This is a genomic window from Nostoc sp. UHCC 0251 (assembly GCF_034932245.1).
Taxonomy (GTDB): Bacteria; Cyanobacteriota; Cyanobacteriia; order Cyanobacteriales; family Nostocaceae; genus Nostoc.
On the sequence record NZ_JAYGHD010000289.1, the window covers coordinates 1 to 26,347 of the forward strand.

Consider the following 26,347-nt stretch of genomic DNA (forward strand, 5'->3'; position numbering starts at 1 on the left):
TAGAAGGTGATGTCTCTGTTTTTCTTTCCTCTATTACTACTAGCTAGGCAGTTACAAATTAACTCATATATGGCGGTTTCAGTTTCGATGCAATATGTTGTATTGACGTACAGTTGTATGAGCTTTTACGAACAATAGGGTAGTTACTACAACTACCCTATCTCATCAAATTAAAAACAGCTAGCCTATGTTTCCAAAATTGGTACTTGTGCTGATGTAGCCATATGAGAAAAGTAGAGCAAGCTATAAAGCCAGGAGAGATTATTGAATGCAGAGATGCAAATTAAGGAAGTGCAATGTCAAATTTTGATCTAGTTATTCAGCTATTTCTGCAACTCACAGTTATTCTAGCCACATGTCGCATCGTCACGATTTTAGGACGCCGCTATCTTGGTCAAACCGATGTTGTTTGCGAAATGATTGCAGGTGTAATGCTAGGGCCATCACTTTTAGGATTGATTGCACCGGACTTTCAGCAATGGCTGTTTCCTAAGCTTCCCATCATCACTGCTGTAGGACTCAAGATACCCAATCCATCGATGTCTATTTTATATGCTATTAGCCAGATTGGGTTAGCAATTTATATGTTTTTGATTGGTTTAGAGTTTAACACTAAACTCTTAAAACATCATATTAAAAGTGCAAGTTTGCTATCTGCTGCCGGGATTATTACTCCCTTTATTTTAGGAGCGATCGCATCTTTTTGGTTTTATCACAATGGCGATTTCTTTCAACCAAAAGTAACGTCTTGGTCAGCGGCTTTGTATCTAGGCGCATCCATGACAATTACGGCCTTTCCGATGTTAGCTCGCATTCTTTACGAACGCGGTCTTGCACAAACCCGCTTTGGTACTTTGGCTTTAGGTGCAGCATCGGTAGATGATGCAGTTGCTTGGTGTTTGCTAGCGATCGTACTTGCTAGCGTGAAAAATTCTCTTAGCATCGCCATATTAGCAATTGGTGGTGGCATTTGCTATGTGCTATTTGCAATTTTTCTCGGTCAACCTCTACTAAGAGCGTTCACACGCATGACAAAACGTGATGCAGGTGTGAACAAACAAACCCTGACTTTGATGTTGATAATTTTGATGTTTTGTGCATGGTTTACCGATGTCACAGGCATCTATGCAATCTTTGGTGCTTTTGTGCTGGGAGCAGTTACACCACGGGGAGAATTTGCCCAACAAATTCGCCAATATACGGAGTTTTTAACTACTTCATTTTTGTTACCGATATTTTTTGTCTTCTCTGGACTGAACACTCAAATTGGACTGGTAAACACACCTACTTTGTGGGGAATTACGCTGTTAATAATTGCGATCGCAATTCTTGGCAAAGGTGTTGCTTGTATGTTGGCTGCAAAATTGGCAGGGGAAAATTGGCGGGAATCTGCAACTATCGGTGCTCTGATGAATGCTCGTGGTTTGATGGAGCTAATCATCCTGAATATTGGTCTTGAGCAAGGTATAATTACCCCAACTTTATTCACTATCATGGTTATTATGGCAGTCATTACTACACTCATGGCATCACCACTGATTGCCTTTTTATTGCAAGGTACAAGCTATAAGAAATATTCCGCTTAAACAAATTTAAATTTAAAAATAATTACCTAAGGATTGGTAAACCTATCTGCTTTATCTTTGGCTATAACTGCTAATCGGTTTGTAATTACATTTGAGCAATACTACAAGCTGACTGCCTATGATCTAATTTTTTGATATCGGTAATTGAGAACATATTCTAGATGTAGATCCTAAAATCATCAGAATTCATGTTTCCCAGATGCAAAGTTATCGTAACAGCAATTGACATGACAATAAAACACAAATTAGCCTTGGGTCTATCTAACAAACTTGACATTTTTCAGTATTTGGAAGAATTATCTTAGAGAAACCAGATAGTTAATTTTGAGGAAACCATGCATATAGTTATTCTCGTTCTGGTTGAAGTGCTGATTGTTATTGGACTTTCACGGCTAGTAGGACTAGGATTCCGTTCCATTAAGCAACCGCTGGTAATTGGTGAGATTGTTGCCGGGATTATGCTGGGCCCATCTTTATTTGGTTTAGTTGCTCCCGATGTAGCAGTTACCTTGTTTCCACCAGAAACTATTCCTTTTCTAAATGTTTTGTCTCAGGTGGGACTAATATTTTTCATGTTTCTGATTGGGCTAGAACTAAATCCAAAATATCTTAATAGTCAGTTAGAAGTAGCTATTTTAACTTCTCACGTGAGCATTTTGGTGCCGTTTTCTTTAGGAACATTGCTAGCGGTAATCCTTTATCCCCTAGTTTCCAATGCAAGTGTATCTTTCACCGCTTTCGCTTTGTTTTTGGGGGCGGCGATGTCGATTACTGCCTTTCCGGTGTTGGCGCGAATCATTACTGAAAACAATTTACAAGGAACGCGTTTAGGAACGTTGGCGTTAACTTGTGCAGCAGTGGATGATGTGACAGCTTGGTGTCTATTAGCAGTAGCGATCGCAGTTGCTCGAACTGGTGACTTTGCTGGTGCGATACCCACAATTATCGCCAGCATAGTTTACATCGGCTTGATGTTAACGGCGGGACGTTGGTTCCTGCAACGCCTTGCCAAACATTACCTGCGTGCGGGACGCCTCAGCCAATTGCTGCTAGCTGGGATTTATATGGGCGTGGTTGCGTCAGCACTAATTACCGAACTAATTGGTATTCACTTAATTTTTGGGGCATTTTTACTGGGAGCAGCCATGCCCAAAAATGAAGATTTAGTGCGGGAATTGGCAATAAAAACCGAAGATTTTGTCCTGATCTTCTTGCTGCCAATATTTTTTGCCTACAGTGGCTTACGGACGCAGATTGGCTTGCTCAACCGTCCAGAATTGTGGCTTTTGTGTGCGTTGGTTTTAGGAGTGGCGATCGCAGGCAAATATGTTGGCACTTATGTAGCGGCCCGTGTCAGTGGCATTAGTAAACGGGAAGCCTCGGCACTCGGTTGGTTAATGAATACTCGCGGTTTAACCGAACTGATAGTATTAAACATTGGTCTAGAGCTAGGGGTAATTTCCCCTTTAATATTTACCATGCTAGTAATTATGGCATTGGTAACTACATTCATGACCTCGCCACTGCTGGAATGGACATATCCGAAAAAGCTGATCAGATTAGATGTCATCGAACCGGAATTGAAAGCAGAAACAGATATAGACACCTCTGCTGGAGGTGAAACTTACCCCCATCCTTTCCGAATTTTGGTGCCAGTTGCTAATCCAAGTACCCAAAAAGGTTTAGTACAGTTGGCAGTAGCGTTGGCGCAGCCTGCCGTAGGTATCGCTCTCAATTACCGATATCCTGCCATTGTTAACCCTCTTAGCCTGATTGAATTTGAAGAAGACTATGCCTTTGAAAGTACCCCAGTTGAAGCAGATCGATTAATCGCCCAACGCCGCCAGCAGCTACAAGAGTTGATTAATACTCTCGAACCGCCAGAAACTCGTTCTTGTGTGCATCCGATAGTTCGCATATCCAGCAATGTTGCCCGCGAAACAGCACAGATTGCCACATCAGAACAAGCTGATTTAATTCTCGTCGGTTGGCATCGCCCAGCTTTTAGTAGTAATCGTTTAGGTGGACGAGTCGGACAAATGCTTACCACTGCCCCAGTAGATGTAGCAGTGTTTGTAGATAAAGGTAAAGAGCGATTAGAAAGTTTATTGGTACCTTATTCTGCCAATATCCATGATGATTTAGCACTAATACTAGCTCTGAGACTGCTAATCAATCGTGAGACTTCTGTGTTGCAGATATTACAGATAGTAGCAAATCATGCCAGGGAAGAATTGAATTACGAACTACACACGATGATGGAGCAATTGCCCACCAGTGTACGCGATCGCATTGAAATCAAAATTATCGAAGCCCCAGAACCAATCCAAGCCGTAATTCAAGCCTCAGAAGGTGTTGACCTAACTATTGCTGGTACTAGCCGCGCTTGGGGTATCGAGCGCCAAACCTTGGGAAGATATACAGATCAACTAGCCATCCAATGTCGTTCCTCCCTGCTGATTACGCGCCGATACAGCCAAGTCACCGCTCACCTTGCCTCTATGATTCCTGAGGTTAGTAGTCAAGAGCCAACATTAAGGAGTTGAGATTATGAATCATTTCAACCTCAAATCTTTAACTTTTTACGGAGTAGCAATAAGTTCAGTGCTAGTGTTGTTTAAAACTGTCAGTGTTTATGGGGAAAACAATCTCAAGGCTCCTTCTCCAGTTAACGGTCGTTATCGTCTAACCCTGTCAGAGAATTTGCCGAACTGTGAAAAATCGGATACTCTGACGTTAAATATTGAGCAGTCGGGTATTTACTTAAATGCCTCTGTATTACCGGCAAACGCTAACCCCGATACTGACAAAAAGCACTCTCTGGCAGGTATCTTCAGAAATCAACAGTTAAATTTATCCGGGAAAGTTGGTAGATCAATCCTTTGTAATATTCCTCGCCCCCAAAATGATCCTCTAAACTCAGTCGCAATTCAAATGCAACTTGTAGATAAAGGTAATATGACAGGTCAATTAACCGTAAATGGCATTCCACAAACTCTAAAATTTACCGCTGTGCCCCAAAAAGCTCAGGAAAAATCTCAGAAGTTGAACAGCCATTGAACTGGAGAGTGGGGACTGGAAACTAGGGATAGGGATTTAAAGCGCGAAGTAAACAGCAATGTGAGCGCATTGTATGGGTTTTATGGAGCAGATAAAAAGAATGAATCAGGGATTAAAGACTAGGCAATTTTGCCAATGGAGTAAGCAGCTATATAGCACAAGTGTATTAGGCTTTTGTGCAGCGATCGCCCTCGAAACTTGCACTACTGCTGCTACACCAATGGCAAAGCTAGATAATTGGCGTTTTTCTCCCAAGACACAGCAACTTGAAATCACCCTATCAGCAGGCACAACCCCTCGTTATTTTTACTTAGCCCAACCCTCTCGTGTTGTTGTAGATTTACCGAATACTCAGTTGGGCAAAGTTACTACGCAACAAAATTATTCTGGAGCAATCAAAAGCATTCGTGTTTCTCAACTGAATGAGCATGACACACGCATTGTCCTAGATTTGGCACCAGGGACTGTTTTTAATCCTAAACAGATACAACTGCAACCCGTTTCCCGAAAAAACTCCACTCGCTGGGTATTACGTCCGTTTATTTCTGGTAAAACTACTGCCGTGAAACCAGGAAGCTCCCCACCTTCACCCAAAAAACCATCTCAAACACCCCCAAAGCCGCCTAGTAACGTACCCGTAACTACTACTAATCTACAAGCGCCCTTACTCACAGTTCCGCCTCCATCCAATGAACTGCCTTCAACAATTACTACTAACTCAGGGCAGCCTTTTGTCACTGTTCCTCCCCTAACTCCCAATACACCCTCTCAAGAACCTAGTTTGATTCTTCCCCCTCCGTCTTTCCCAAATCAACCCGGTAACTTGAATAGCATTCCTCCTTTCGGTATGTCGGAATTTCCAGTTCCAACAATCCCAAATGTTCCAAATCCCCAGGTGATAGAGTTTGGTCAACCCCTGCCTAAAAATAGATAGTGGGGAGTGGGGAGTAGGGAGTAGGGGAGAGAAGGGGATGAGGGAGCAGGGGAGGCAGGGGAGGCAGGGGGAGCAGGGGAAGCAGGGGAAGCAGGGGAGAAAGAAGAACCAATGCCCAATGCCCAATTCCCAATTCCCAATTCCCAATTCTAAAATCTGTCAGTTTCCTGAGGTGTTCCAACTGCTCCTGGTTGAGCCGTAAAGAAGTTTTGAGCAGCTTCATTCTGATATATACACCTAATATCAGGTTTGTCACTATCTAAGTTACCTGTAAAGCCAAAGGTGTTCAGGCGATTTTTACAATCTCTTACCTGATCATTAGTCACCAGCTTACGTTGCTCTAAAAGCGCCCAGTTATTTTGTCGGATCACACATCCAGGACGCATACTAGGCTGGGCAACATAGACATTGAAGGGGTTGAGAGTGACGAACAGTCTAGCGTCCATCACCATCGCGCTGGCTCCGTACTGCACACAAATTTCAGGGTTTGGTGCTTTGGTGTCAATGAATTCGCGGGAAGCCACATTTGATGGAGCCAACGTGGTTGTAGAACTAAAAGCAATGCCAATCCCAATTCCCAAAATCAACACCCCTCCCATAATTGCGATGGTGAAGAGGTTAAACATTGGGGATTGGAAAATAGAGGGTTTAGAAGTAGTAGCCGATCTACCAGTAGGTTTACGTCTCATTGTTGCTTAATCACCTTCACGCCGATTTGGAAGGGAGTGGTCTAAAGTTTTCTCCCTATTTTCAGTATGCCTATTCTTGATTGTAATTGTCTGCAAGTTTTTGGGCAGTATTCTTCTTAAATGATAAAAATAGTAAGTTATCTAGATATTTCGACAGAATTTCAACCTTGTCGGTTATTGTTTCCATCTTGAATAATTGGTGAGTATTTTTATTTATTTGCCGATTAAGGAATTGTTATTACTATTTTGCTGCTTCACATAAAAATTACAGAGTAACTGTCTTTAAACTTCTATATTTTATTAACCAATTATAGCATATTTTTTATATCTATCAGATAGTCTTGATTCAATTTGCACAAATGATGCAGTCAGAATACTTGAATTATCTAGCTTTTTATTTCTAAGTTTGCGGAAATTATGAGCGGAGGAAACCTGTGATTATAAATTTCCTAACCGAATTTCTCGTATTCTTATTAGAAGAAATTTTGGTTACCCCTAGTAATTGATATGTTAAACAATGTAACTTAAAATTTAAGAAAGTTTTAATAACTAATTAGAAGCAAGTGGCATCTCAAAGAGCGTTATTCTCAAGCAAGAAGTTCAAAACTTCGCAACTTAAACTCCTTCTAGCTGATAGTCTGACTATTTTTTGGGGAGATTGGTTAGATTTACGTGTCAGAATCGTACAAGTTGCTGCATCAGGGTTAATATCCCCACTGATATATATTTTAGCTTTTGGCTTGGGTTTAGGTAGTTCCATCAAACCAGGCTCGGGGATTAGTGGTAACTATAACAACTATTTAGAATTTATATTACCGGGGATGGTGGCGCTATCGTCGATGACGATTAGCTTTGGTGGAACGACATTTTCCATTTGTGGAGACAGACTATTTACCAAAACCTTCGAGGAATTATTGTTAACTCCTATACATCCCTTAGCGTTGCATATCGGAAAAATGCTGGCAGGAGTAGTGCGGGGATTGATGACATCTGGTTCGGTGATTTTGGTAGCAGTGCTGTTGACTGGAAACTGGAATTTTCTCAATCCACTATTTTTACTGTTGGTAGTGCTGAATTGTTCCGTATTTGCTGGGTTAGGGGTGATTGTGGGGTTGAGTGTGCGATCGCTCGAATCAGTTGGACTCTACAACAATTTTATAATTATCCCCATGTCTTTCTTAGGGGCAACCTTTTTTGACCCTGTTACATTACCAGCTGCCCTCAAAGTCGTAGTTTACCTGTTACCACTCACCTACGCCAGCATCGGACTGCGTGCAGCTGCCCATTTACCCTTATCCCAGTTTCCTTGGTACAGCATACCGATTTTGCTAGTGATAGCGATCGCTCTTTCTTTGTGGGGTGGTTATAAATTCGCTCACCAACAGGATTAAAATAATTCGTAATGACGCTCCTGCGTCGCTACCGCTGCGCTAACGTAATTCGTAATTGGTTAAAGCCTTTATTACAATCTATGCTTTAACTTTTGCATCTTGTGGTTTTCGATTCAGCATTATTGAAATGCTGATTGAATTGAGTCATTAGTCATGAGCAAATGACTAATGACTAATGACAAAGGACTAACTAGCTAACAGAGTTTTTTCTAGAGAAGTCCAACGGAAGGCGCGATCGCCACCTCTCTCAATCACTACTCTCACTCGTGGTTCTAGCTGAGGCAAATTCGTTAAATACTCAAGTTCCTCATTGGAAAGAATATGCCCTTCAATAATCCACAAAACCAGCCCCTTTGACTTTGGTGGTAGCTGTTCTAGATGAGAATTGAGAATTGGTGGTAAATAGTACACATGACCGACTGCGGCACCGCTACCAGTGCTTTTTTTACCAAGATGAGGAGGTCTGACTCCATGAATTCTTGTGAGATACGCAGCTACGTCGCCCAGTCCTCTGGCGGTAATGTGGAGGGTGGTATAACCAGCTGCGCGTAGTCGGCGCTGATATCGCCCTTCATAACCCCCTTCCAGAGGTACATACACTCCAAGAGCGCCAAATTTTTCCAAATCGCGGATTAAACCATTGCCAGTGGTAATTAGTGCCATAGATTTTCGTCTTATCCCACTTAGATATCTCTATTATTTACCCTGAACCGATAGATTAAAAGCATTTTCTTTGGGCATTTTCTTTGGGCATTGGGCATTGGGCATTGGGCATGGGTTATTTATTCTCCTTGTCCTCCTCTGCTCCCCCTGCCTCCCCTGCCTCCCCTGCTCCCTACTCCCCACTCCCCACTCCCCAAAAATAACTCTATAAATTACTAGACAAACATAAATAAATAATTTATATTATTAGATTGTGACCAAACACGCAAATTAGGCTGCATTCTTACTGTCATTCTGAGGTAGTGTTAGCGTCAAAGCTAATAACTTAATCCAAATTGGATAATTTAACTCAGATTGATCATAGACTGGTAAACTAAGAAAGCTTTCAGGTCAACATTGGAGCTTATGGACGAAGAATCAAAGCCAATCCAAAGCTCCAGGGTACACTTACTCCTGTGCCTCTGAAAAAGCAGGCAAAATCTTAAACAATAGTTTAAGGTGTTTAAGGAAGTAAAAACTGAGCAGCAATGTTGGTTTAATGGCATTACGTCAGTCTCAGTTAACGGATACTGGGCGGTAAAAATCGCTTAAGTCCAACTGCAACACGGCAGTAGCCAATCTCCGGGAAGGCGTCTTATGGGCGTCTAAAAATCGGAAAACCCCGCCGACAGCGCTGCCTCCAGAAAGTGCCAGAGCAATTGCTTGGACGAAAGCATTGCTGCACACAGCTTAAAGCTGTAGCGCCTTGCATTGATTCCAGAAGTTACTCCTTCCCAATGGGAGGGTACTTGTGGCTGTTCTGGTGATCTAGTGAGTGAAGCTAAACAGATTCACCAAGCAGTACGGACACGGTTTGTTGTGTCCGAAAGCATTTGAAGCGGTTTATTTAAACCATTTCAAATTTCGCAGGCTAACCCAGCCTAAACTGATGCGTACAAAGCGTGTCCTCTAGAGTCCAATTCCAAGGTCAGCAAGTAGAAAGGAGAACCAGTTACTGTGTCTGTAGGTATTCTCGGCACCAAGCTGGGCATGACCCAAATATTTGACGAAGCAGGAGTAGCTATTCCTGTAACTGTCATTCAAGCAGGGCCATGCACCGTTACACAAGTTAAAACGAAACAAACCGACGGTTACTTTGCCATTCAAGTTGGTTTTGGCGAAGTTAAACCAAAGGCACTGAACAGACCACTATTGGGTCATTTGGCTAAATCATCTGCCCCAGCATTGCGTCACCTAAATGAATATCACACCGAGAGTTCTGGTGATTATGCTTTAGGTCAACAGATTAAAGCAGATATTTTTAGTGAAGGTCAAATTGTCGATGTAGTCGGCACAAGCATCGGTCGCGGCTTCGCGGGTAACCAGAAGCGCAACAACTTTGGTCGTGGGCCCATGTCACACGGTTCCAAAAACCACAGAGCGCCGGGTTCTATTGGTGCTGGTACAACACCAGGTCGTGTCTATCCAGGTAAGCGGATGGCAGGTCGTTTAGGTGGTAAACGTATTACAATCCGCAAATTGACCATAGTGCGAGTTGATGCAGAACGCAACTTATTGCTAATTAAGGGAGCAATTCCTGGTAAACCGGGCGCTCTAGTAAGTATTTTGCCTGCAAAAGTAGTGGGATAGTCAAAAGTCATTAGTCAAACGTCATTAGTCATTAGTCATTGGCTAAAGACAAATGGCATAAAGACAAATGACAAATGACCAATGACAAAGGACAAATAACAAAGATGGTTGAAAGCGTAGTTAAAAATTGGCAAGGAGAACAGGTCGGCGAGACGACCTTCGAGTTGCGCGTTGCCAAGGAAGAAACAGCGTCTCATATTGTGCATCGCGCCTTAGTACGGCAATTGACTAATGCTCGTCAAGGAAATGCCAGTACAAAAACTCGTTCAGAAGTCAGAGGCGGTGGCCGTAAACCTTGGAGACAAAAAGGTACTGGTCGCGCTCGTGCAGGGTCTATTCGTTCACCGTTATGGCGTGGTGGTGGTGTGATCTTTGGGCCAAAGCCCAGAGACTTCAACCTGAAGTTGAACCGCAAAGAGCGACGTTTAGCACTGCGGACAGCATTTGTCAGCCGCATTGAAGACTTAATAGTAGTAGAAGAATTTAGCACCGAGCTATCTCGTCCTAAAACTAAAGAATTAGTGGCAGCGCTTGCCCGTTGGGGAGTAGTACCAGAAAGCAAGTCACTGTTAATTTTGTCTGAGATTGCGGATACAGATAACATTTATTTGTCAGCCCGCAACATTGAAAATTTAAAACTAATTGCAGCCGACCAGCTAAATGTTTTTGATTTACTGCACGCTGACAAGATTGTAGTTACGGCATCAGCCCTAGAAAAAATTCAGGAGGTCTACAGTGCCTAGCTTTGACCCCCGTGACCTTGCCGACTTAGTACGTCGCCCAATCGTCACCGAGAAAGCGACCATCCTAATGGAACAAAATAAGTACACCTTTGAAGTAATTCCAAAGGCATCTAAGCCAGAAATAAAGGCTGCAATAGAAGACTTATTTCAGGTCAAGGTTGTAAAAGTCAACACCACCCTACCACCGCGTAAAAAGCGGCGCGTTGGTAAATTTATTGGTTATAAGCCCCAATATAAGCGAGCCATTGTTACCGTCGCACCTGGGGATGAAGACAAGATTAGACAAGTCCTATTCCCAGAAGTCTAGGAGTTTTAGATTTTAGATTTTAGATTTTAGATTGAGGAGTTTACTCAATAATTACCAAAGATGGTCGCAATTAGTTAAACACTCATTAAATCCAAAATCCGAAATCCGAAATTAAGTAAATCCAAAATCCAAAATCCAAAATCCAAAATAGATTATGGGTACTCGTTCTTATCGCCCTTATACCCCCAGCACTCGCCAAGTCACAATTTCTGACTTTGCGGAAATTACAAAAACTGAGCCAGAAAAATCCCTAACGACCTCGAAGCATCGCGCCAAAGGTCGGAATAATACTGGACGGATTACTAGTCGTCGCCGGGGTGGCGGACACAAACAACTTTACCGGATCATTGATTTTAAAAGGGATAAACACAATATTCCTGCCAAAGTCGCAGCAATTGAATACGATCCTAACCGCAATGCCCGAATTGCCCTTGTGTATTACCAAGATGGCGAAAAGCGGTATATCCTCCATCCCAACGGGTTGAAAGTTGGAACAATAATTATTTCTGGGCCTGAAGCTCCCTTTGAAGATGGTAATGCTTTACCTCTGTCGAAGATTCCCTTGGGTACTGGTGTTCACAACGTAGAACTGACCCCTGGCAAAGGTGGTCAAATCGTGCGTGCTGCTGGTGCTAGCGCTCAAGTTGTGGCAAAAGAAGGTAATTATGTCACTCTCAAGTTGCCTTCAGGAGAAGTCCGCTTGATTCGGCGCGAATGCTACGCCACCATTGGGCAAGTAGGCAACACCGATGCGAGAAACCTGAGTGCAGGTAAAGCAGGGCGAAATCGCTGGAAAGGTCGCCGTCCTAAGGTTAGAGGTAGCGTCATGAACCCAGTGGATCACCCACATGGTGGTGGTGAAGGTAGGGCACCTATCGGTAGATCGGGACCTGTTACACCTTGGGGTAAACCCACATTGGGCGCGAAGACACGCAATCGTAAGAAACTTAGCAGCAAATTGATTATCCGTCGTCGCCGTAAGTCTTCCAAACGCGGTCGCGGTGGTCGTGAATCATAGAATTTTAGATTTTAGATTTTGGATTTTAGATTGGGGTCTACTTGTGAACATTGAAAATTTGTGAAACTTGAAAAGGCACCTACATTATCCAAAATCCGAAATTCTAAATCCTAAATCCTAAATCCTAAATCCAAAATTGAACTATGGGTCGTTCTCTAAAAAAAGGTCCTTTCGTTGCGGATCATCTCTTAAAGAAAATTGAAAAGCTCAACGACAACAACAGAAAAGAAGTTATTAAAACTTGGTCAAGAGCTTCGACAATTTTGCCCCTAATGGTAGGTCATACCATAGCTGTTCACAACGGACGCCAACACGTTCCAGTTTTTGTAAATGAACAAATGGTGGGACACAAGTTGGGTGAATTTGCCCCGACACGTACCTACAGGGGTCATGGAAAAAGTGACAAAAAAGCGGGTAGGTAGTCATTAGTTATTAGTCATTAGTCATTAGCTAAAGACAAGTGACAAATGACAAATGACAAATGACAAAATTGGAGAAAATTATGGCTACTAATACTACTGAAGTAAAAGCGATCGCTCGTTTTATCCGCATCTCGGCCTACAAAGTGCGACGGGTACTCGATCAAATCCGGGGGCGATCGTACCGAGAAGCGTTAATCATCCTGGAATTCATGCCCTATCGCGCCACTGAACCCATCTTGAAGGTTCTTAGAAGCGCTGCCGCCAATGCTGAACACAACGCTGGGTTAGATCGGACTCAACTAGTGATTACTCAGGCATACGCCGATCAAGGGCCATCGCTGAAACGGTTCCAACCAAGAGCGCAAGGTCGAGCTTACCAAATTCGCAAACCGACGTGTCATATTACTGTGGCTGTTGCAGCCGCTCCAGAAAAATAAGCACGTTTACACGAATAAATTGCGTAAAGTAAGAAATTTTAGAGGAAGCATTCGTGGGACAGAAAATTCATCCAGTTGGTTTTCGCCTGGGTATTACACATGAACATCAATCCCGTTGGTTTGCTGTTCCTGATCGCTATCCAGAACTTTTACAAGAAGATCACAAACTCCGTCAATACATAGAACAAAAGCTGGGTAGACTTGCTCAAAACAACGCCGGGATTTCTGAGGTACGGATTGAGCGCAAAGCCGACCAAATCGACTTAGAAGTACGCACAGCAAGACCAGGCGTAGTAGTGGGCCGTGGTGGACAAGGTATCGAATCCTTGCGTACCGGACTCCAAGGACTGTTGGGTAGTAATCGCCAAATTCGCATTAACGTAGTTGAAGTCCAACGAGTTGATGCTGATGCCTACCTAATTGCCGAATACATTGCTCAACAATTGGAACGTCGGGTTTCCTTTCGGCGGGTAGTGCGGCAATCGATTCAGCGGGCCCAACGCGCTGGTGTCCAAGGTATTAAAATCCAAGTTAGCGGTCGCCTCAACGGTGCAGAAATTGCCCGGACAGAGTGGACTCGTGAAGGTAGAGTACCTTTACATACCTTACGGGCTGACATTGACTACTCTTATTGCACCGCAAAAACTGTTTACGGCATTTTGGGTATCAAAGTATGGGTCTTTAAGGGAGAAATTATTCCTGGACAGGAAGAAACACCTTTACCACCAGCAAGCCGCGATCGCGAACGTGATCCTCGCGATCGCGATCGTGAACCCCGTCGTCGTCAACAACAACGTCGTCGTCAGCAATTTGAAGACCGCTCAAATGAAGGATAAATGGGAATGGGGCATGGCGCATGGGGCATTGTCAATTCTCAATGCCCAATGCCCAATGCCCAATGCCCAATGCCCAGTACCCAGTAGCCAATCATGTTAAGCCCTAGAAGAACTAAATTCCGCAAACAACAGCGCGGACGGATGGAGGGACTAGCCAGCCGTGGTAGCACCCTCAACTTCGGTGATTTTGCACTCCAAGCGCAAGAACCCGCTTGGATTACCTCCCGGCAAATCGAGGCTTCTCGTCGGGCGATGACCCGTTATATTCGTCGGGGTGGACAAATCTGGATTCGGATTTTCCCTGATAAACCTGTAACCATGCGTGCTGCTGAAACCCGGATGGGTTCCGGTAAAGGTAATCCAGAGTTTTGGGTAGCTGTAGTCAAGCCAGGACGAATTTTGTTTGAAATCGGTGGGGTTTCTGAAGAAATCGCCCGTGAAGCTATGCGTTTGGCTTCATTTAAACTGCCCATAAAAACTAAATTTATTGTGCGCTCTCAACCACAGGAGCAGGAGTAGCTTATGCCTCTTCCCAAAATTTCAGAAGCTAGAGAATTAAGTGACGAAAAGCTCTCTGATGAAATTGTCGCTGTTAAAAGACAACTATTTCAGTTGCGCTTGCAAAAAGCTACAAGACAACTAGAAAAGCCTCACCAGTTCCGACAAATGCGACACCGCCTAGCCCAATTGCTGACGCTAGAGACAGAACGCAAACGGGCAGCAAGTCAATCGGCTAAAGAAGAAAAGTAGGAGATTATGGCAGTTAAAGAACGAGTTGGCTTGGTAGTGAGCGATAAAATGCAAAAAACTGTGGTAGTCGCCATAGAAAACCGCGCTCCTCACCCCAAGTACGGCAAGATTGTGGTTAACACCCAACGATATAAAGTTCACGACGAAGAAAATAAGTGTAAAGTAGGCGATCGCGTTCGCATTCAGGAAACTAGACCCCTGAGCAAAACTAAGCGCTGGAAAATCACAGAAGTCCTGAACGTCAAACCTACTTAAACCTCATCGTTGTTAGTTTCTAACAACATTACAAGGGAGAATAATTGTGATTCAACCCCAGACTTATCTAAATGTCGCAGATAATAGCGGCGCCCGTAAACTAATGTGCATCCGCATCTTAGGTGGAGGCAACCGCCGTTATGGTTTTATCGGTGATAAAATTATCGCCGTTGTCAAAGATGCTACACCCAACATGGCTGTAAAAAAGTCTGATGTTGTGGAAGCAGTAATTGTCCGCACTCGTAAAGCTGTATCTCGTGACAGCGGCATGAGTATTCGCTTTGATGATAACGCTGCTGTGATTATCAACAAAGACGGGAACCCTAGAGGCACACGGGTTTTTGGCCCAGTTGCCCGGGAACTGCGCGATAAAAACTTTACCAAAATCGTTTCTCTGGCTCCGGAGGTGCTTTAATGGCAACCAAACAGGGTACGCCCAAAGTATTCCACAAAATGCATGTCAAAACTGGCGACACTGTACAAGTGATTGCTGGCAAAGACAAAGGAAAAGTTGGTGAAATTATCCAGGCACTTCCTCAACTGAGTAAAGTTGTTGTCAAAGGTGTCAACATTAAAACCAAGCACGTGAAACCCCAGCAAGAAGGGGAGTCAGGGCGGATTCTCACCCAAGAATTCCCGATTCATAGCTCCAACGTAATGCTTTATTCCACCAAGCAAAACGTTGCCAGTCGTGTTTGTTATACCTTTACTTCAGAAGGAAAAAAAGTCAGAAAACTTAAAAAAACTGGCGAAATTCTGGATAAATAGTCATTAGTCATTGGTCATTAGTCATTAGTTATTAGTAAAAAGACAAATAACAAAAGACAAAGGACAAATAACAAAGGACAATAAAAGTTCCCTGACCAAGCCCAGGGATATCAGGACAAAAAACTATGGCGACAACAAGACTCAAAAGCTTATATCAAGAGACAATCGTCCCCAAACTGATCAATCAGTTTCAATATACCAACGTTCATCAAGTACCGAAGTTGGTAAAGGTTACTATTAACCGGGGTTTGGGTGAAGCAGCTCAAAATGCGAAGTCGCTAGAAGCATCCATAAACGAAATTGCGCTGGTAACAGGTCAAAAACCAGTAGTGACCAGGGCGAAAAAGGCGATCGCTGGCTTTAAAATTCGTCAAGGAATGCCTGTGGGGATCATGGTGACGCTCAGAGCCGAACGGATGTATGCCTTTTTTGACCGACTGGTTAGCCTATCACTGCCCAGAATTAGAGATTTTCGCGGCGTTAGCCCTAAAAGCTTTGACGGACGAGGTAACTATACTCTGGGTGTAAGAGAACAGCTAATTTTTCCAGAAGTCGAATACGACAGCGTTGATCAAGTGCGTGGGATGGATATTTCCATCATCACCACAGCAAAAAACGACGAAGAGGGCCGCGCCTTACTTAAAGAATTAGGAATGCCCTTTCGCGATCAGTAAGTTCATCTATAGAGGGAACGATGGCGGCTAACGACACAATTGCAGATATGCTGACGCGCATCCGCAATGCCAACCTGGCGCGGCATCAAACTACACAAGTGCCAGCTACAAAAATGACCCGCAGCATTGCCAAAGTGCTACGGGAGGAAGGCTTTATTGCTGAAATCGAAGAAGCAGAAGAAGGGGTAAAGCACAATCTTGTGATTTCCCTGAAATACAAAGGTAAAAACCGTCAGCCTCTAATCACCGCCTTAAAGCGAGTGAGTAAGCCTGGCTTGCGTGTTTATTCCAACAGAAAAGAACTACCAAGAGTACTAGGCGGTATTGGCATTGCCATTATTTCTACATCCAGTGGGATTATGACTGACCGCGAAGCGCGGCGTCAGAACTTGGGTGGCGAAGTGCTTTGTTACGTTTGGTAGTCATTGGTCATTAGTCATTTGTCATTAGTGAAATACAAAGGACAAAAGGCAAAGGACAAATAACAAAGGACAAAAAGTCATGTCTCGTATTGGTAAACGTCCAATTACTATTCCCGCCAAAGTTCAAGTGGCGATCAATGGTACGAATATTGTGGTGAAAGGCCCGAAAGGAGAACTTTCTCGCACTCTTACACCTAATGTTTCACTCTCTCAAGAGGGAGACATATTACAGGTAAATCGTCGGGATGAAACTCGGACCTCAAAGCAACTGCACGGCTTGAGCCGCACTTTAGTTGCCAACATGGTTGAGGGAGTTTCTCAAGGATTTCAGCGCCGTTTGGAAATTCAAGGTGTTGGCTACAGGGCACAGCTTCAAGGGCGCAACCTAGTTTTGAATATGGGTTACAGCCATCAAGTGCAAATTGAACCACCAGATGGAATTCAGTTTGCAGTAGAAGGTACCACCAACGTCATTGTCAGCGGCTATGACAAAGAAATCGTAGGTAACACAGCTGCAAAAATTCGCGCCGTTCGTCCACCAGAACCTTACAAAGGTAAAGGCATTCGCTATGCCGGTGAAGTGGTCAGACGGAAAGCTGGTAAGACTGGTAAGGGTGGTAAGAAGTAGAAATGAAACTTACTCGTAGAGAATCAAAAAACCGTCGTCATCGACGCGTTCGTGGCAAAGTTATTGGCTCCCCAGAACGTCCGCGTTTAGCGGTATTTCGTTCTAATGAGCATATTTACGCCCAGATAATTGATGATACTCAACATCAAACCATTGTGGCAGCATCGACTGTAGAACCAGAACTGAAATCTAGTTTAGCGTCATGTGCAAACCGCGACGCATCGGTGCAAGTTGGGAAGTTGATCGCAGTGCGATCGCTAGAAAAAGGGATCACCAAAGTAGTCTTTGATCGCGGTGGTAACTTATATCATGGTCGTGTCAAAGCATTAGCTGATGCAGCACGCGAAGCTGGTTTAGATTTCTAAAGTCATTAGTCATTAGTCATTGGTCATTGGTCATTGGTCATTTGCAAAGGACAACTGACAAAAGACAACTGACAAATGACAAAGGACAAAAGACAACTGACATTAAAAGAGCACTAAATTATGGCAACAGAGCGTAAAAGTAGAACAAAGCGCGCCAAAAAAGAAGAAACCACTTGGCAAGAACGGGTTATCCAAATCCGACGCGTGAGTAAGGTAGTTAAAGGTGGTAAAAAACTCAGCTTCCGAGCGATCGTGGTTGTTGGTAACGAACGCGGTCAAGTTGGTGTCGGAGTAGGTAAAGCCTCAGATGTAATTGGCGCTGTTAAAAAAGGCGTAGCCGACGGCAAAAAACACCTCATTGATATCCCCATCACCAAATCCAACTCCATCCCCCATCCCATTGATGGTGTCGGTGGTGGTGCAAAGGTGATGATGCGCCCAGCCTCACCTGGTACTGGGGTAATTGCTGGTGGTGCTGTACGGACTGTGCTGGAATTGGCAGGAGTTCGTAACGTCTTGGCCAAGCAACTTGGCTCTAACAATCCGCTCAATAATGCTAGAGCCGCAGTCAATGCCTTATCTACACTGCGGACTCTTTCTGAAGTCGCAGAAGATCGCGGTATTCCTATTGAAAGTCTCTACATCTAACTAGTCATTTGTCTTTAGTCAGTAGTCCTTTATTCTGAACAAATGACAAATGACAAATGACAAATGACAAACGACAAACGACAAACGACAACTTGGTAACTTATGAGACTCCATGATGTTAAGCCGCAAAAAGGCTCAAAGAAACGCAAGAAGCGTGTAGCCAGAGGTATTTCTGCCGGTCAGGGTGCCAGTGCTGGTCTAGGTATGCGAGGTCAAAAGTCTCGTTCTGGGAGCGGTACTCGACCAGGTTTTGAAGGTGGTCAACAGCCATTGTACCGCCGCTTACCTAAGCTGAAGGGCTTTCCGATTGTTAATCAGAAGATTTACACTACGATTAATGTAGAGAAGCTAGCCTCTCTTCCCGCTAATACGGAAGTAACTTTGACCTCCTTGAAGGCAGCAGGTATCCTTACTGCTGTTAAGGGGCCATTGAAAATTTTAGGTAACGGAGAATTGAGCACTCCGCTCAAGGTACAAGCGGCAGCTTTCACAGGTACAGCTCGTAGCAAAATTGAGGCAGCTGGTGGTAGTTGTGAAGTTTTATGAGTGAGCCGGAACAGCGCACTTAAATGAAAGCCAACTCGCTATCAGCGCCTGGTTCACTATAAAGGTAGCACTCTATGATCAGTCGAGATAAAGCCCCAACGGCTCAAGAAACTTTTATGCAGATGGCACAAGCAGCTGGCCTCAGAGGTAGGTTGCTTGTCACCGTGGGTATTTTAATTTTGGTTCGCCTGGGCATCTTCTTGCCCGTACCAGGGATTGATAGACCGAGATTTGCTGAAGCCATATCGGGCAGTAATTCCATATTCGGCTTATTGGATATATTTTCCGGGCGAGGACTTTCCACTTTAGGAGTCTTTGCTTTAGGGATTTTGCCCTTCATTAATGCGTCTATTATCATCCAATTGCTCACTGCTGCAATTCCATCTTTAGAAAATTTACAGAAAAATGAAGGCGAAGCAGGTCGGCGAAAAATATCGCAAATTACTCGCTATGTAACTGTAGGTTGGGCGATTCTTCAAAGCACAGCTTTTTCGGCATTATTCCTCCAGCAATTTGCCTTAAACCCAGGGCCCATCTTTGTAGCTGAAACTGCGATCGCTCTGACTGCTGGTTCTATGTTTGTAATGTGGGCATCAGAACTCATTACAGAACGTGGCATTGGTAATGGCGCATCATTGCTGATTTTTGTCAACATTGTAGCGTCATTACCAAAAGCCTTAGGCGATACCATCGACTTGGTGCAAGCTGGTGGTCGGGAAACAGTGGGCCGTGTGATCGTGCTGATCTTAGTTTTCCTAGCGACAATTGTTGGTATTGTGATTGTGCAGGAAGGAATGCGCCGCATCCCAATTATTTCGGCTCGTCGTCAAGTAGGTCGGAGAGTTTTGGCAGAGCAGCGTAGCTATCTGCCCCTAAGGCTGAATCAAGGCGGCGTGATGCCAATTATTTTTGCTGCTGCCATCCTCAGTTTGCCACTGCTGATCGCCAATTTTACTAAAAATGCCGATTTGGCGAATATAGTTAACACTTATCTGAGTCCAGGCGGTTCTAGCTCCTGGGTTTATGCCCTGGTCTACATGATTTCCATTGTTTTCTTCAGCTACTTTTATTCTTCGTTGATTCTCAACCCAGTAGATGTAGCGCAAAATTTGAAGAAAATGGGTTCTAGTATTCCTGGCATTCGACCTGGCAAGGCGACTAGCGAGTATATAGAACGCGTTTCTAACCGACTCACTTTTTTGGGTGCGATATTTTTGGGCTTGGTTGCTATTATCCCCACTGCCGTGGAAAGTGCTTTGAATGTGAAAACTTTTCAGGGAATAGGTGCTACCTCTTTGTTAATTTTAGTCGGTGTGGCAATTGAGACAGCCAAACAAGTCCAAACTTACGTTATCTCTCAGCGCTATGAAGGAATGGTGAAATAATAGTGACGCGATTAATCTTCTTGGGGCCGCCTGGAGCTGGTAAAGGAACACAAGCTCAAACTTTGGCTGAACACTTGAATATTCCCCATATTTCTACTGGTGAAATATTAAGACAAGCCATGAAAGAGCAAACTCATTTGGGAATCAAGGCTCAAAACTATGTAAATAGCGGCGAGTTAGTACCTGACCAGCTAGTGCAGGACTTGGTACAGGAGCGCCTCAGCCAACCAGATGCCAAAAATGGTTGGATTCTTGATGGTTTTCCCCGCAAAGTTACCCAAGCAGCTTTTCTGGAGAAGTTACTGGAAGAAATACATCAGAGTGGCGAAAGGGTAGTCAATCTAGATGCACCAGATGATGTTGTAGTAGCACGTTTGCTAGCTAGAGGACGAAAAGATGATACTGAAGAGGTGATTCGTCGTCGTTTAGAAGTATACCGCGCTGAAACTGCACCTTTAATTGATTATTATGACGATCGCCAAAAACTTTTAACAGTCAATGGCAATCAGTCCCAACAAGATGTCACTAGTGAACTTCAACAGGTAATAACTTCCTAACTTGAGAAGAGGGAGTAGAGCATTCACCACTCAATACTCCCCACTCCCCCTACGAAGAAGCAGATCAATTTTAGCTAAGATATATTAATAAACTGTTGATATATTTCTTAAAGTGTGTTCTCTTGCAGATAAAGCACTGCAACTGAACACGAAATTGTTGAGTTGAGGAAAAAACAAATTGTCTAAGCAAGATTTGATTGAAATGGAAGGCACGGTTACAGAGTCCTTGCCCAATGCGATGTTTCGCGTTGACTTGGACAATGGCTTTAACGTGCTAGCTCACATTTCCGGCAAGATTCGCCGCAATTATATCAAGATTTTGCCCGGCGATCGCGTCAAGGTAGAGTTAACTCCTTACGACTTGACCAAAGGCAGAATTACCTATCGACTACGAAAGAAGTAAGTATATGTAGAGAATTTTACCATAAAACCATTTTTTTGACTGTTTAATAGTCATTTAAGTGGATTAATTTCCCTATAAATGCTATAATTTAATATTTGGAGTCAAAAAATAAAAGGCATGAAAGTTAGAGCCTCAGTCAAGAAAATTTGTGAAAAGTGTAACGTGATCAAACGTCGTGGTCGCGTCATGGTGATTTGCGTAAACCCCAAGCACAAGCAACGTCAAGGATAACGCTCTTACCAACAGAGTGAGTTGCAACACGCATATCATTATTAAAACGAAAAGACGCGATTAATCACGTTTTTTAACCAACAGCAATTGCGAAAACAATAGGGAGAGTTCATTGTGGCACGGATTGCCGGAGTAGACCTTCCACGCGATAAGCGCGTCGAGATTGGTCTGACTTACATTTACGGAATTGGGTTATCACGCGCTCAAGAAATTATAGCGACTACTGGTGTCAACCCAGACACCCGCGTTAAGGACTTAAGTGATGCTGATGTGACAGCCCTACGAGGCGAAATAGAAAGCAACTATCAAGTTGAAGGCGACTTGCGGCGCTTGGAGTCTTTGAACATCAAGCGCTTAGTTGACATTGGTACCTACAGAGGGCGTCGTCATCGCATGGGCTTACCAGTCAGAGGACAAAGAACTCGCACCAATGCCAGAACCCGTCGAGGCAGAAGGCAGACAGTGGCTGGGAAGAAGAAGGCTCCAGGGAAATAATTTTGCAACGTTTGCTAATCCGAGCAAGTTTTACCTTAAATCAACTAAACAAGTATGGCGAGACAACCAACTAAAAAAACCGGGAGCAAGAAGCAGAAACGGAATGTACCCAGTGGGATGGCCTACATCCAGTCTACTTTCAACAATAGCATTGTCACCATTACCGATCAAAATGGAGATGTCATCTCCTGGGCTAGCGCTGGTTCTAGCGGTTTTAAGGGAGCAAAAAAGGGAACTCCCTTTGCAGCGCAAACCGCTGCTGAAAGTGCAGCCCGTAGAGCCATTGATCAAGGAATGCGCCAAATTGAGGTAATGGTCAGTGGGCCAGGAGCAGGTAGAGAAACCGCTATCCGGGCACTTCAAGGAGCAGGACTGGAAATTACACTCATTCGGGATATTACCCCCATTCCTCACAATGGTTGCCGTCCACCCAAGCGCCGTCGAGTTTAAACACCAAGGCTTGGGCATTGAGGACGATAAGCTACAACCAAAGCAAGTAAAGTTACTTGCAATGACTGCTTGGGCGTCTAACGTGCAAATTGTCATAGGCTGAAAACTTGGGAGACCAAAAGCGCTTCAGATTACCCGCTGGGAAAGCTGTTAAACTTCGGAAACCCAAAATATTATTAGCGCCTGCAAGCTCAATAGGGGCGTCAAACTATACTGTAATTTTATACCAGTAGTTTGATTAACCTAGACCTACAGGACATAAAGTCAATTCGGGAGGCAATTGATTTGTCTGCTAGCAGCACCTTAGAAAAAGGGAGGCTCATCCGTGGCGCAGTTTCAGATTGAATGTGTAGAGTCTAATACTGAGGAAAGTCGGAACCATTACAGTAAATTTGTTCTGGAACCTCTAGAACGTGGTCAAGGAACAACGGTTGGCAACGCACTGCGGCGGGTTTTACTATCCAACCTAGAAGGTACAGCAGTTACAGCAGTGCGGATTGCAGGCGTTTCACATGAATTCGCTACAGTTCCGGGCGTGCGGGAAGATGTGCTGGAAATCCTCATGAGAATGAAGGAAGTTATCCTGAAAAACTATTCTTCGCAGCCCCAGATTGGTAGATTACTTGTTAGCGGTCCAGCAACAATCACTGCGGCACATTTTGATTTGCCCAGTGAAGTGGAAGTCATCGATCAAACTCAGTATGTAGCCACCATCGCTGAGGGTGGAAAGCTGGAAATGGAATTTCGGATCGAGAAAGGCAAAGGCTATCGCACCGTAGAGCGAGGACGTGAGGAAGCCACATCGTTGGATTTTCTCCAAATCGACTCAATCTTTATGCCAGTGCGAAAAGTCAACTACAGTGTTGAAGAATCTCGTGGGGAAGGCTTGATTCCAAAAGACCGACTACTGTTGGAAGTTTGGACAAATGGCAGTATTTCTCCTCAAGAGGCACTATCTTCTGCCGCTGCGATCTTGGTAGATTTATTCAACCCGTTGAAAGACATCTCCCTAGAACCAACAGACACAGGTTCGGAAATTCCAGACGATCCAACTGCCCAGATACCCATCGAAGAGTTGCAACTTTCTGTGCGGGCATATAACTGTCTCAAACGGGCACAAGTTAACTCTGTGGCAGATTTGTTGGATTATACCCAAGAAGACCTCTTAGAAATTAAGAACTTTGGTCAGAAGTCAGCAGAAGAAGTCGTAGAAGCTTTGCAGCGACGCTTGGGCATCACCCTGCCAATGGAAAGAGGCTCTAAACACCCTTAAGAAAAACCGTTCATAACTCATAGTGCATAATTATGCGTCACCGTTGTCGCGTCAAAAAACTCAGTAAACCAGCCGATCAACGCCGTGCTTTACTGCGATCGCTCGCCACCGAGCTGATCCGTCATGGTAAGATCACCACCACTTTAATTAGAGCAAAAGTTCTAAGAAGTGAAGTGGAAAAAATGATTACTCTAGCAAAAAATGGCTCCTTGGCAGCACGCCGTGAAGCTCTTGGCTATATCTTCGACAAACAACTGGTTCACGCTCTATTTGAGCAAGCTCCTACTCGATATGGCGATCGCCAGGGCGGTTATACCCGCATTCTGCATACCGTACCGCGTCGGGGTGATAATGCAAAAATGGCAATAATTGAATTGGTTTAAGTCATTTAGTCATTGGTCATTAGTCATTAGTCATTGGTCATTAGTGAATAACAAAGGACAAGTGACATAGACGCCCTTGGGCGGCTTCCCGTAGGGTAGGACAAATGACAAAAGACAAAGGACAAAATCTGTATGTTAGAAAGCCACCAGCCTACACAAACTCATCGAGTAGCCTTGGTAATCCAATACCTGGGCACTCATTTTCACGGCTGGCAACGGCAAAAAAAGCAGCGGACAGTCCAAGAAGAGATAGAAATTGCGATCGCTACTATTCTTGGCTACCATGTAACATTACACGGTGCCGGGCGAACCGATTCTGGAGTTCACGCTGCTGCTCAAGTAGCCCATTTTGAAGCAACAGGTTTAATTCCGCCTCACAAGTGGGCAACAATCCTAAATAGCTATCTGCCGCCAGATATATTAATCAGGGCTTCAGCTAGTGTAGATAACCGTTGGCACGCTCGCTTTAGTGCAGCTTATCGACGGTATCGTTACACAATATATACTGAAGATCGGCTTAACTTGTTTGTAAGAGCCTTCAGTTGGCATTATTATTATGCACCCCTGGATGAATCTTTAATCCAAGCTGCCCTGAAACCTCTTTTAGGAAAGCATCACTTAGCTGCTTTTCACCGTGCAGGCTCAAAGCGATCGCATTCCTGGGTAGAGGTGCAAGCAGCAGAGTGTCGTCGCAGTGGGCCATTTATCCATATTGAAATACAGGCAGATGGATTTTTGTATGGCATGGTACGGCTGTTGGTAGGGATGCTGGTACAAGTAGGTTCTGAACAACGTACACTTTCTAGCTTCACCGAACTCTGGAAAGAACAACGTCGAGAAGAAGTGAAACACGCCGCACCGCCCCAAGGCTTGTGCTTATTGCGAGTCGGTTATCCAGATTTTCCCTTTCCAAAAGAGATTTGGTACGACACCTTGCCAAAGTTCGTCACTAGTCAAGAGTCATTAGTCATTGGTCAGTAGAGACGCGATTAATCGCGTCTGTACAATGGTCATTAGTGAATAACAAAGGACAACTGACGAAGGACAAATGACAATTGACTAATGACAAATTAAAAATGACAAAGGACAAATGACAAATGACAACGAGTAAAACATACCTTCCTTCTCAAGCAACCCTTGAGCGTGAGTGGTACATAGTAGATGCCACCGATAAACGCCTTGGTCGCCTCGCCAGCGAAATTGCCCAGGTATTGAGAGGCAAAAAGAAACCCGAATATACACCCCATCTAGACACAGGTGACTTCGTAATCGTCATCAATGCCGAAAAAGTAGCAGTCACAGGCAAAAAGCGCACTCAAAAGCTTTACCGTCGCCATTCTGGTCGTCCTGGTGGGATGAAAACTGAAACTTTCGCTAAACTGCAAGGCCGCATACCAGAGCGGATTTTAGAACAAGCTGTTAAAGGGATGCTACCTAAAAATAGCCTGGGTAAGCAGTTGTTCACAAAGCTGAAAGTTTACGCTGGACCTACGCATCCCCATGATGCTCAAAAACCTAAAGAACTAAAAGTTAGTACAATTCCTGGAGAAGAAAATTAATGGTAGTAGCAGACGCCAATAGCGGTCGCGCCGTATACTGGGGTACTGGTCGTCGTAAGAACGCAGTAGCACGGGTACGCTTGGTTCCAGGCACCGGTCAACTGATTGTGAACGGTAAAGATGGAACCTTGTATTTCCAATTCAACCCCAACTATCTGGGAGTGATTAAAGCACCTCTAGAAACTCTGGGATTAGAAAACGAATATGACATTTTAGTAAAAGCAGAAGGCGGCGGCTTGACCGGACAAGCTGATTCTGTTCGTTTGGGAGTTGCTCGTGCTTTGTGCCAACTAGACCCAGACAACCGCCCACCTTTGAAAACCGAAGGTTATTTGACTCGCGATCCGAGAGCAAAAGAGCGGAAGAAATATGGTTTACATAAAGCTCGGAAAGCACCTCAGTACTCTAAGCGTTAGGGCATGGGGCATGGGGAATTGGACATGGGGCATTGGTTTCTCCCACTTCCTCATCTCCCCCTACTCCATCATCTCCCCACTCCCCACTCCCCACTCCCTAGCTCTAATTGAAACCTGAAAGTTATAATTGATATAGATTCATCACAAAAAGAACAATGGCTAAAGCTGATATTCACCCCAAGTGGTATCCAGATGCTAAAGTTTACTGCAACGGTCAAGTTGTTATGACCATTGGCTCTACCAAGCCAGAATTGCATGTAGATGTTTGGTCTGGAAATCACCCATTTTACACCGGCACTCAGAAGATTATTGACACTGAAGGTCGAGTAGAGCGCTTCCTCCGCAAGTACGGTATGAGCAGCACTCAAACATCTGGCGACGATCAAAACAAAAAGTAGCGGGTTGGCTCTGCTGTTAACGACGG

The 26,347-nt window shown here is 44.2% G+C and carries 37 protein-coding genes; 35 read left to right on the top strand and 2 right to left on the bottom strand.

Annotated features, from left to right (window positions below):
• The first annotated feature begins 296 nt into the window (after positions 1 to 296).
• From VB740_RS19395 to VB740_RS19410, 4 genes are all read left to right on the top strand, one after another.
• Positions 297 to 1,586, top strand: coding sequence for a cation:proton antiporter (locus tag VB740_RS19395; protein ID WP_323201573.1), 1,290 nt, complete (start codon positions 297 to 299; stop codon positions 1,584 to 1,586).
• 335 nt (positions 1,587 to 1,921) lie between these two features.
• Positions 1,922 to 4,132, top strand: coding sequence for a cation:proton antiporter (locus VB740_RS19400; protein ID WP_323201574.1), 2,211 nt, complete (start codon positions 1,922 to 1,924; stop codon positions 4,130 to 4,132).
• Between the two features lie 4 nt (positions 4,133 to 4,136).
• Positions 4,137 to 4,646, top strand: a complete 510-nt coding sequence (locus VB740_RS19405) for a hypothetical protein (protein WP_323201575.1) — start codon at positions 4,137 to 4,139, stop codon at positions 4,644 to 4,646.
• 100 nt (positions 4,647 to 4,746) lie between these two features.
• Positions 4,747 to 5,580, top strand: a complete 834-nt coding sequence (locus tag VB740_RS19410; RefSeq protein ID WP_323201576.1) for an AMIN domain-containing protein — start codon at positions 4,747 to 4,749, stop codon at positions 5,578 to 5,580.
• 149 nt (positions 5,581 to 5,729) lie between these two features.
• Here VB740_RS19410 and VB740_RS19415 read toward each other — a convergent pair whose 3' ends face one another.
• Entirely contained in the window at positions 5,730 to 6,269 is a 540-nt protein-coding gene (locus VB740_RS19415; RefSeq protein ID WP_323201577.1) for a DUF3172 domain-containing protein, read from the bottom strand.
• Positions 6,270 to 6,832: 563 nt separating this feature from the next.
• On the opposite strand from VB740_RS19415, the gene VB740_RS19420 reads away from it, so the two are divergent.
• Positions 6,833 to 7,660, top strand: coding sequence for an ABC transporter permease (locus VB740_RS19420; RefSeq protein ID WP_323201578.1), 828 nt, complete (start codon positions 6,833 to 6,835; stop codon positions 7,658 to 7,660).
• A gap of 186 nt (positions 7,661 to 7,846) precedes the next feature.
• On the opposite strand, the gene VB740_RS19425 is transcribed toward VB740_RS19420, so the two are convergent.
• Positions 7,847 to 8,323 (bottom strand): NAD(P)H-quinone oxidoreductase subunit N, encoded by a 477-nt coding sequence (locus VB740_RS19425; protein WP_196510707.1) that lies wholly within the window; start codon positions 8,321 to 8,323, stop codon positions 7,847 to 7,849.
• A 996-nt stretch (positions 8,324 to 9,319) separates the two neighbouring features.
• Here VB740_RS19425 and rplC point away from each other — a divergent pair.
• From rplC to rpmE, 30 genes are all read left to right on the top strand, one after another.
• Positions 9,320 to 9,952 carry a 50S ribosomal protein L3 gene (gene rplC, locus VB740_RS19430; RefSeq protein WP_323201579.1) on the top strand — a complete coding sequence of 211 codons (633 nt, stop codon included), beginning with the start codon at positions 9,320 to 9,322 and terminating at the stop codon, positions 9,950 to 9,952.
• Positions 9,953 to 10,056: 104 nt separating this feature from the next.
• Positions 10,057 to 10,695, top strand: coding sequence for a 50S ribosomal protein L4 (gene rplD, locus VB740_RS19435; RefSeq protein ID WP_190891234.1), 639 nt, complete (start codon positions 10,057 to 10,059; stop codon positions 10,693 to 10,695).
• On the top strand, positions 10,688 to 11,002 hold the full coding sequence (locus VB740_RS19440; protein ID WP_069070779.1) for a 50S ribosomal protein L23: 315 nt from the start codon (positions 10,688 to 10,690) through the stop codon (positions 11,000 to 11,002). The genes rplD and VB740_RS19440 overlap by 8 nt, the downstream gene beginning before the upstream one ends.
• A gap of 154 nt (positions 11,003 to 11,156) precedes the next feature.
• Positions 11,157 to 12,020 (top strand): 50S ribosomal protein L2, encoded by an 864-nt coding sequence (gene rplB, locus VB740_RS19445; protein ID WP_323201580.1) that lies wholly within the window; start codon positions 11,157 to 11,159, stop codon positions 12,018 to 12,020.
• 143 nt (positions 12,021 to 12,163) lie between these two features.
• Positions 12,164 to 12,442: a 30S ribosomal protein S19 gene (rpsS, locus tag VB740_RS19450; protein WP_012410721.1), complete on the top strand. Its 279-nt coding sequence runs from the start codon at positions 12,164 to 12,166 to the stop codon at positions 12,440 to 12,442.
• Positions 12,443 to 12,522: 80 nt separating this feature from the next.
• Positions 12,523 to 12,879, top strand: coding sequence for a 50S ribosomal protein L22 (gene rplV / locus VB740_RS19455; protein ID WP_190727944.1), 357 nt, complete (start codon positions 12,523 to 12,525; stop codon positions 12,877 to 12,879).
• Positions 12,880 to 12,932: 53 nt separating this feature from the next.
• A complete protein-coding gene (rpsC, locus tag VB740_RS19460) occupies positions 12,933 to 13,715 on the top strand; it encodes a 30S ribosomal protein S3 (protein WP_323201581.1) in 783 nt (260 codons plus the stop codon).
• Between the two features lie 93 nt (positions 13,716 to 13,808).
• Complete coding sequence (gene rplP, locus VB740_RS19465) at positions 13,809 to 14,234, top strand: 50S ribosomal protein L16 (protein ID WP_190727943.1); 426 nt, start codon at positions 13,809 to 13,811, stop codon at positions 14,232 to 14,234.
• Positions 14,235 to 14,237: 3 nt separating this feature from the next.
• The gene (gene rpmC, locus VB740_RS19470) at positions 14,238 to 14,465 is read left to right on the top strand and encodes a 50S ribosomal protein L29 (RefSeq protein WP_323201582.1); all 228 of its coding nucleotides are present in this window, start codon (positions 14,238 to 14,240) and stop codon (positions 14,463 to 14,465) included.
• Between the two features lie 6 nt (positions 14,466 to 14,471).
• Entirely contained in the window at positions 14,472 to 14,720 is a 249-nt protein-coding gene (gene rpsQ, locus VB740_RS19475) for a 30S ribosomal protein S17 (protein ID WP_100901244.1), read from the top strand.
• A 46-nt stretch (positions 14,721 to 14,766) separates the two neighbouring features.
• The gene (gene rplN, locus VB740_RS19480; RefSeq protein ID WP_069070772.1) at positions 14,767 to 15,135 is read left to right on the top strand and encodes a 50S ribosomal protein L14; all 369 of its coding nucleotides are present in this window, start codon (positions 14,767 to 14,769) and stop codon (positions 15,133 to 15,135) included.
• Positions 15,135 to 15,488, top strand: coding sequence for a 50S ribosomal protein L24 (rplX, locus tag VB740_RS19485; protein WP_190891243.1), 354 nt, complete (start codon positions 15,135 to 15,137; stop codon positions 15,486 to 15,488). The genes rplN and rplX overlap by 1 nt, the downstream gene beginning before the upstream one ends.
• 125 nt (positions 15,489 to 15,613) lie before the next feature.
• Positions 15,614 to 16,162 (top strand): 50S ribosomal protein L5, encoded by a 549-nt coding sequence (rplE, locus tag VB740_RS19490; protein ID WP_012410713.1) that lies wholly within the window; start codon positions 15,614 to 15,616, stop codon positions 16,160 to 16,162.
• 20 nt (positions 16,163 to 16,182) lie between these two features.
• Positions 16,183 to 16,584 carry a 30S ribosomal protein S8 gene (gene rpsH, locus VB740_RS19495; RefSeq protein WP_012410712.1) on the top strand — a complete coding sequence of 134 codons (402 nt, stop codon included), beginning with the start codon at positions 16,183 to 16,185 and terminating at the stop codon, positions 16,582 to 16,584.
• A gap of 79 nt (positions 16,585 to 16,663) precedes the next feature.
• Positions 16,664 to 17,212, top strand: coding sequence for a 50S ribosomal protein L6 (rplF, locus tag VB740_RS19500; RefSeq protein WP_323201583.1), 549 nt, complete (start codon positions 16,664 to 16,666; stop codon positions 17,210 to 17,212).
• 2 nt (positions 17,213 to 17,214) lie between these two features.
• Complete coding sequence (gene rplR / locus VB740_RS19505) at positions 17,215 to 17,577, top strand: 50S ribosomal protein L18 (RefSeq protein ID WP_099101131.1); 363 nt, start codon at positions 17,215 to 17,217, stop codon at positions 17,575 to 17,577.
• Between the two features lie 120 nt (positions 17,578 to 17,697).
• A complete protein-coding gene (gene rpsE, locus VB740_RS19510) occupies positions 17,698 to 18,225 on the top strand; it encodes a 30S ribosomal protein S5 (protein WP_229450970.1) in 528 nt (175 codons plus the stop codon).
• 102 nt (positions 18,226 to 18,327) lie between these two features.
• Positions 18,328 to 18,771: a 50S ribosomal protein L15 gene (gene rplO, locus VB740_RS19515; RefSeq protein ID WP_292838050.1), complete on the top strand. Its 444-nt coding sequence runs from the start codon at positions 18,328 to 18,330 to the stop codon at positions 18,769 to 18,771.
• 74 nt (positions 18,772 to 18,845) lie between these two features.
• Positions 18,846 to 20,156, top strand: a complete 1,311-nt coding sequence (gene secY, locus VB740_RS19520; RefSeq protein ID WP_190910327.1) for a preprotein translocase subunit SecY — start codon at positions 18,846 to 18,848, stop codon at positions 20,154 to 20,156.
• Between the two features lie 2 nt (positions 20,157 to 20,158).
• A complete protein-coding gene (locus tag VB740_RS19525; RefSeq protein WP_323201584.1) occupies positions 20,159 to 20,713 on the top strand; it encodes an adenylate kinase in 555 nt (184 codons plus the stop codon).
• Between the two features lie 178 nt (positions 20,714 to 20,891).
• Positions 20,892 to 21,116 carry a translation initiation factor IF-1 gene (gene infA, locus VB740_RS19530; protein WP_006276978.1) on the top strand — a complete coding sequence of 75 codons (225 nt, stop codon included), beginning with the start codon at positions 20,892 to 20,894 and terminating at the stop codon, positions 21,114 to 21,116.
• 117 nt (positions 21,117 to 21,233) lie between these two features.
• Positions 21,234 to 21,347, top strand: a complete 114-nt coding sequence (gene rpmJ, locus VB740_RS19535) for a 50S ribosomal protein L36 (protein ID WP_015129703.1) — start codon at positions 21,234 to 21,236, stop codon at positions 21,345 to 21,347.
• A gap of 114 nt (positions 21,348 to 21,461) precedes the next feature.
• A complete protein-coding gene (gene rpsM, locus VB740_RS19540) occupies positions 21,462 to 21,842 on the top strand; it encodes a 30S ribosomal protein S13 (protein ID WP_323201585.1) in 381 nt (126 codons plus the stop codon).
• Between the two features lie 54 nt (positions 21,843 to 21,896).
• Positions 21,897 to 22,292 (top strand): 30S ribosomal protein S11, encoded by a 396-nt coding sequence (gene rpsK / locus VB740_RS19545; RefSeq protein WP_069070761.1) that lies wholly within the window; start codon positions 21,897 to 21,899, stop codon positions 22,290 to 22,292.
• Between the two features lie 325 nt (positions 22,293 to 22,617).
• Complete coding sequence (locus VB740_RS19550; protein ID WP_323201586.1) at positions 22,618 to 23,565, top strand: DNA-directed RNA polymerase subunit alpha; 948 nt, start codon at positions 22,618 to 22,620, stop codon at positions 23,563 to 23,565.
• Positions 23,566 to 23,597: 32 nt separating this feature from the next.
• Positions 23,598 to 23,948: a 50S ribosomal protein L17 gene (gene rplQ / locus VB740_RS19555; protein WP_100901254.1), complete on the top strand. Its 351-nt coding sequence runs from the start codon at positions 23,598 to 23,600 to the stop codon at positions 23,946 to 23,948.
• A gap of 132 nt (positions 23,949 to 24,080) precedes the next feature.
• Positions 24,081 to 24,929 carry a tRNA pseudouridine(38-40) synthase TruA gene (gene truA / locus VB740_RS19560; RefSeq protein ID WP_323201587.1) on the top strand — a complete coding sequence of 283 codons (849 nt, stop codon included), beginning with the start codon at positions 24,081 to 24,083 and terminating at the stop codon, positions 24,927 to 24,929.
• Between the two features lie 116 nt (positions 24,930 to 25,045).
• Positions 25,046 to 25,507: a 50S ribosomal protein L13 gene (gene rplM / locus VB740_RS19565; RefSeq protein WP_323201588.1), complete on the top strand. Its 462-nt coding sequence runs from the start codon at positions 25,046 to 25,048 to the stop codon at positions 25,505 to 25,507.
• Positions 25,507 to 25,923, top strand: a complete 417-nt coding sequence (gene rpsI, locus VB740_RS19570; protein ID WP_104906415.1) for a 30S ribosomal protein S9 — start codon at positions 25,507 to 25,509, stop codon at positions 25,921 to 25,923. The genes rplM and rpsI overlap by 1 nt, the downstream gene beginning before the upstream one ends.
• Positions 25,924 to 26,078: 155 nt before the next feature.
• Complete coding sequence (gene rpmE / locus VB740_RS19575; protein ID WP_109011936.1) at positions 26,079 to 26,321, top strand: 50S ribosomal protein L31; 243 nt, start codon at positions 26,079 to 26,081, stop codon at positions 26,319 to 26,321.
• Positions 26,322 to 26,347 lie beyond the last annotated feature (26 nt).

Bases quoted from the DNA above. Each gene is read 5' to 3' on its own strand.
- VB740_RS19405 (WP_323201575.1), top strand. From the start codon at position 4,137: ATGAATCATTTCAACCTCAAATCTTTAACTTTTTACGGAGTAGCAATA.
- rpsE (WP_229450970.1), top strand. From the start codon at position 17,698: ATGGCAACAGAGCGTAAAAGTAGAACAAAGCGCGCCAAAAAAGAAGAA.
- rplF (WP_323201583.1), top strand. From the start codon at position 16,664: ATGTCTCGTATTGGTAAACGTCCAATTACTATTCCCGCCAAAGTTCAA.
- rplR (WP_099101131.1), top strand. From the start codon at position 17,215: ATGAAACTTACTCGTAGAGAATCAAAAAACCGTCGTCATCGACGCGTT.
- rplX (WP_190891243.1), top strand. From the start codon at position 15,135: ATGGCAACCAAACAGGGTACGCCCAAAGTATTCCACAAAATGCATGTC.
- rpmJ (WP_015129703.1), top strand. From the start codon at position 21,234: ATGAAAGTTAGAGCCTCAGTCAAGAAAATTTGTGAAAAGTGTAACGTG.
- VB740_RS19415 (WP_323201577.1), bottom strand. From the start codon at position 6,269: ATGAGACGTAAACCTACTGGTAGATCGGCTACTACTTCTAAACCCTCT.
- rpsK (WP_069070761.1), top strand. From the start codon at position 21,897: ATGGCGAGACAACCAACTAAAAAAACCGGGAGCAAGAAGCAGAAACGG.
- rpsS (WP_012410721.1), top strand. From the start codon at position 12,164: ATGGGTCGTTCTCTAAAAAAAGGTCCTTTCGTTGCGGATCATCTCTTA.
- rplE (WP_012410713.1), top strand. From the start codon at position 15,614: ATGGCGACAACAAGACTCAAAAGCTTATATCAAGAGACAATCGTCCCC.
- rplP (WP_190727943.1), top strand. From the start codon at position 13,809: ATGTTAAGCCCTAGAAGAACTAAATTCCGCAAACAACAGCGCGGACGG.
- rplB (WP_323201580.1), top strand. From the start codon at position 11,157: ATGGGTACTCGTTCTTATCGCCCTTATACCCCCAGCACTCGCCAAGTC.
- VB740_RS19425 (WP_196510707.1), bottom strand. From the start codon at position 8,323: ATGGCACTAATTACCACTGGCAATGGTTTAATCCGCGATTTGGAAAAA.
- truA (WP_323201587.1), top strand. From the start codon at position 24,081: ATGTTAGAAAGCCACCAGCCTACACAAACTCATCGAGTAGCCTTGGTA.
- rpsH (WP_012410712.1), top strand. From the start codon at position 16,183: ATGGCGGCTAACGACACAATTGCAGATATGCTGACGCGCATCCGCAAT.
- rplQ (WP_100901254.1), top strand. From the start codon at position 23,598: ATGCGTCACCGTTGTCGCGTCAAAAAACTCAGTAAACCAGCCGATCAA.
- VB740_RS19410 (WP_323201576.1), top strand. From the start codon at position 4,747: ATGAATCAGGGATTAAAGACTAGGCAATTTTGCCAATGGAGTAAGCAG.
- rplV (WP_190727944.1), top strand. From the start codon at position 12,523: ATGGCTACTAATACTACTGAAGTAAAAGCGATCGCTCGTTTTATCCGC.
- rplO (WP_292838050.1), top strand. From the start codon at position 18,328: ATGAGACTCCATGATGTTAAGCCGCAAAAAGGCTCAAAGAAACGCAAG.
- rplD (WP_190891234.1), top strand. From the start codon at position 10,057: ATGGTTGAAAGCGTAGTTAAAAATTGGCAAGGAGAACAGGTCGGCGAG.
- rpmE (WP_109011936.1), top strand. From the start codon at position 26,079: ATGGCTAAAGCTGATATTCACCCCAAGTGGTATCCAGATGCTAAAGTT.
- VB740_RS19400 (WP_323201574.1), top strand. From the start codon at position 1,922: ATGCATATAGTTATTCTCGTTCTGGTTGAAGTGCTGATTGTTATTGGA.
- rpsI (WP_104906415.1), top strand. From the start codon at position 25,507: ATGGTAGTAGCAGACGCCAATAGCGGTCGCGCCGTATACTGGGGTACT.
- secY (WP_190910327.1), top strand. From the start codon at position 18,846: ATGATCAGTCGAGATAAAGCCCCAACGGCTCAAGAAACTTTTATGCAG.
- rpmC (WP_323201582.1), top strand. From the start codon at position 14,238: ATGCCTCTTCCCAAAATTTCAGAAGCTAGAGAATTAAGTGACGAAAAG.
- VB740_RS19395 (WP_323201573.1), top strand. From the start codon at position 297: ATGTCAAATTTTGATCTAGTTATTCAGCTATTTCTGCAACTCACAGTT.
- rplM (WP_323201588.1), top strand. From the start codon at position 25,046: ATGACAACGAGTAAAACATACCTTCCTTCTCAAGCAACCCTTGAGCGT.
- rpsQ (WP_100901244.1), top strand. From the start codon at position 14,472: ATGGCAGTTAAAGAACGAGTTGGCTTGGTAGTGAGCGATAAAATGCAA.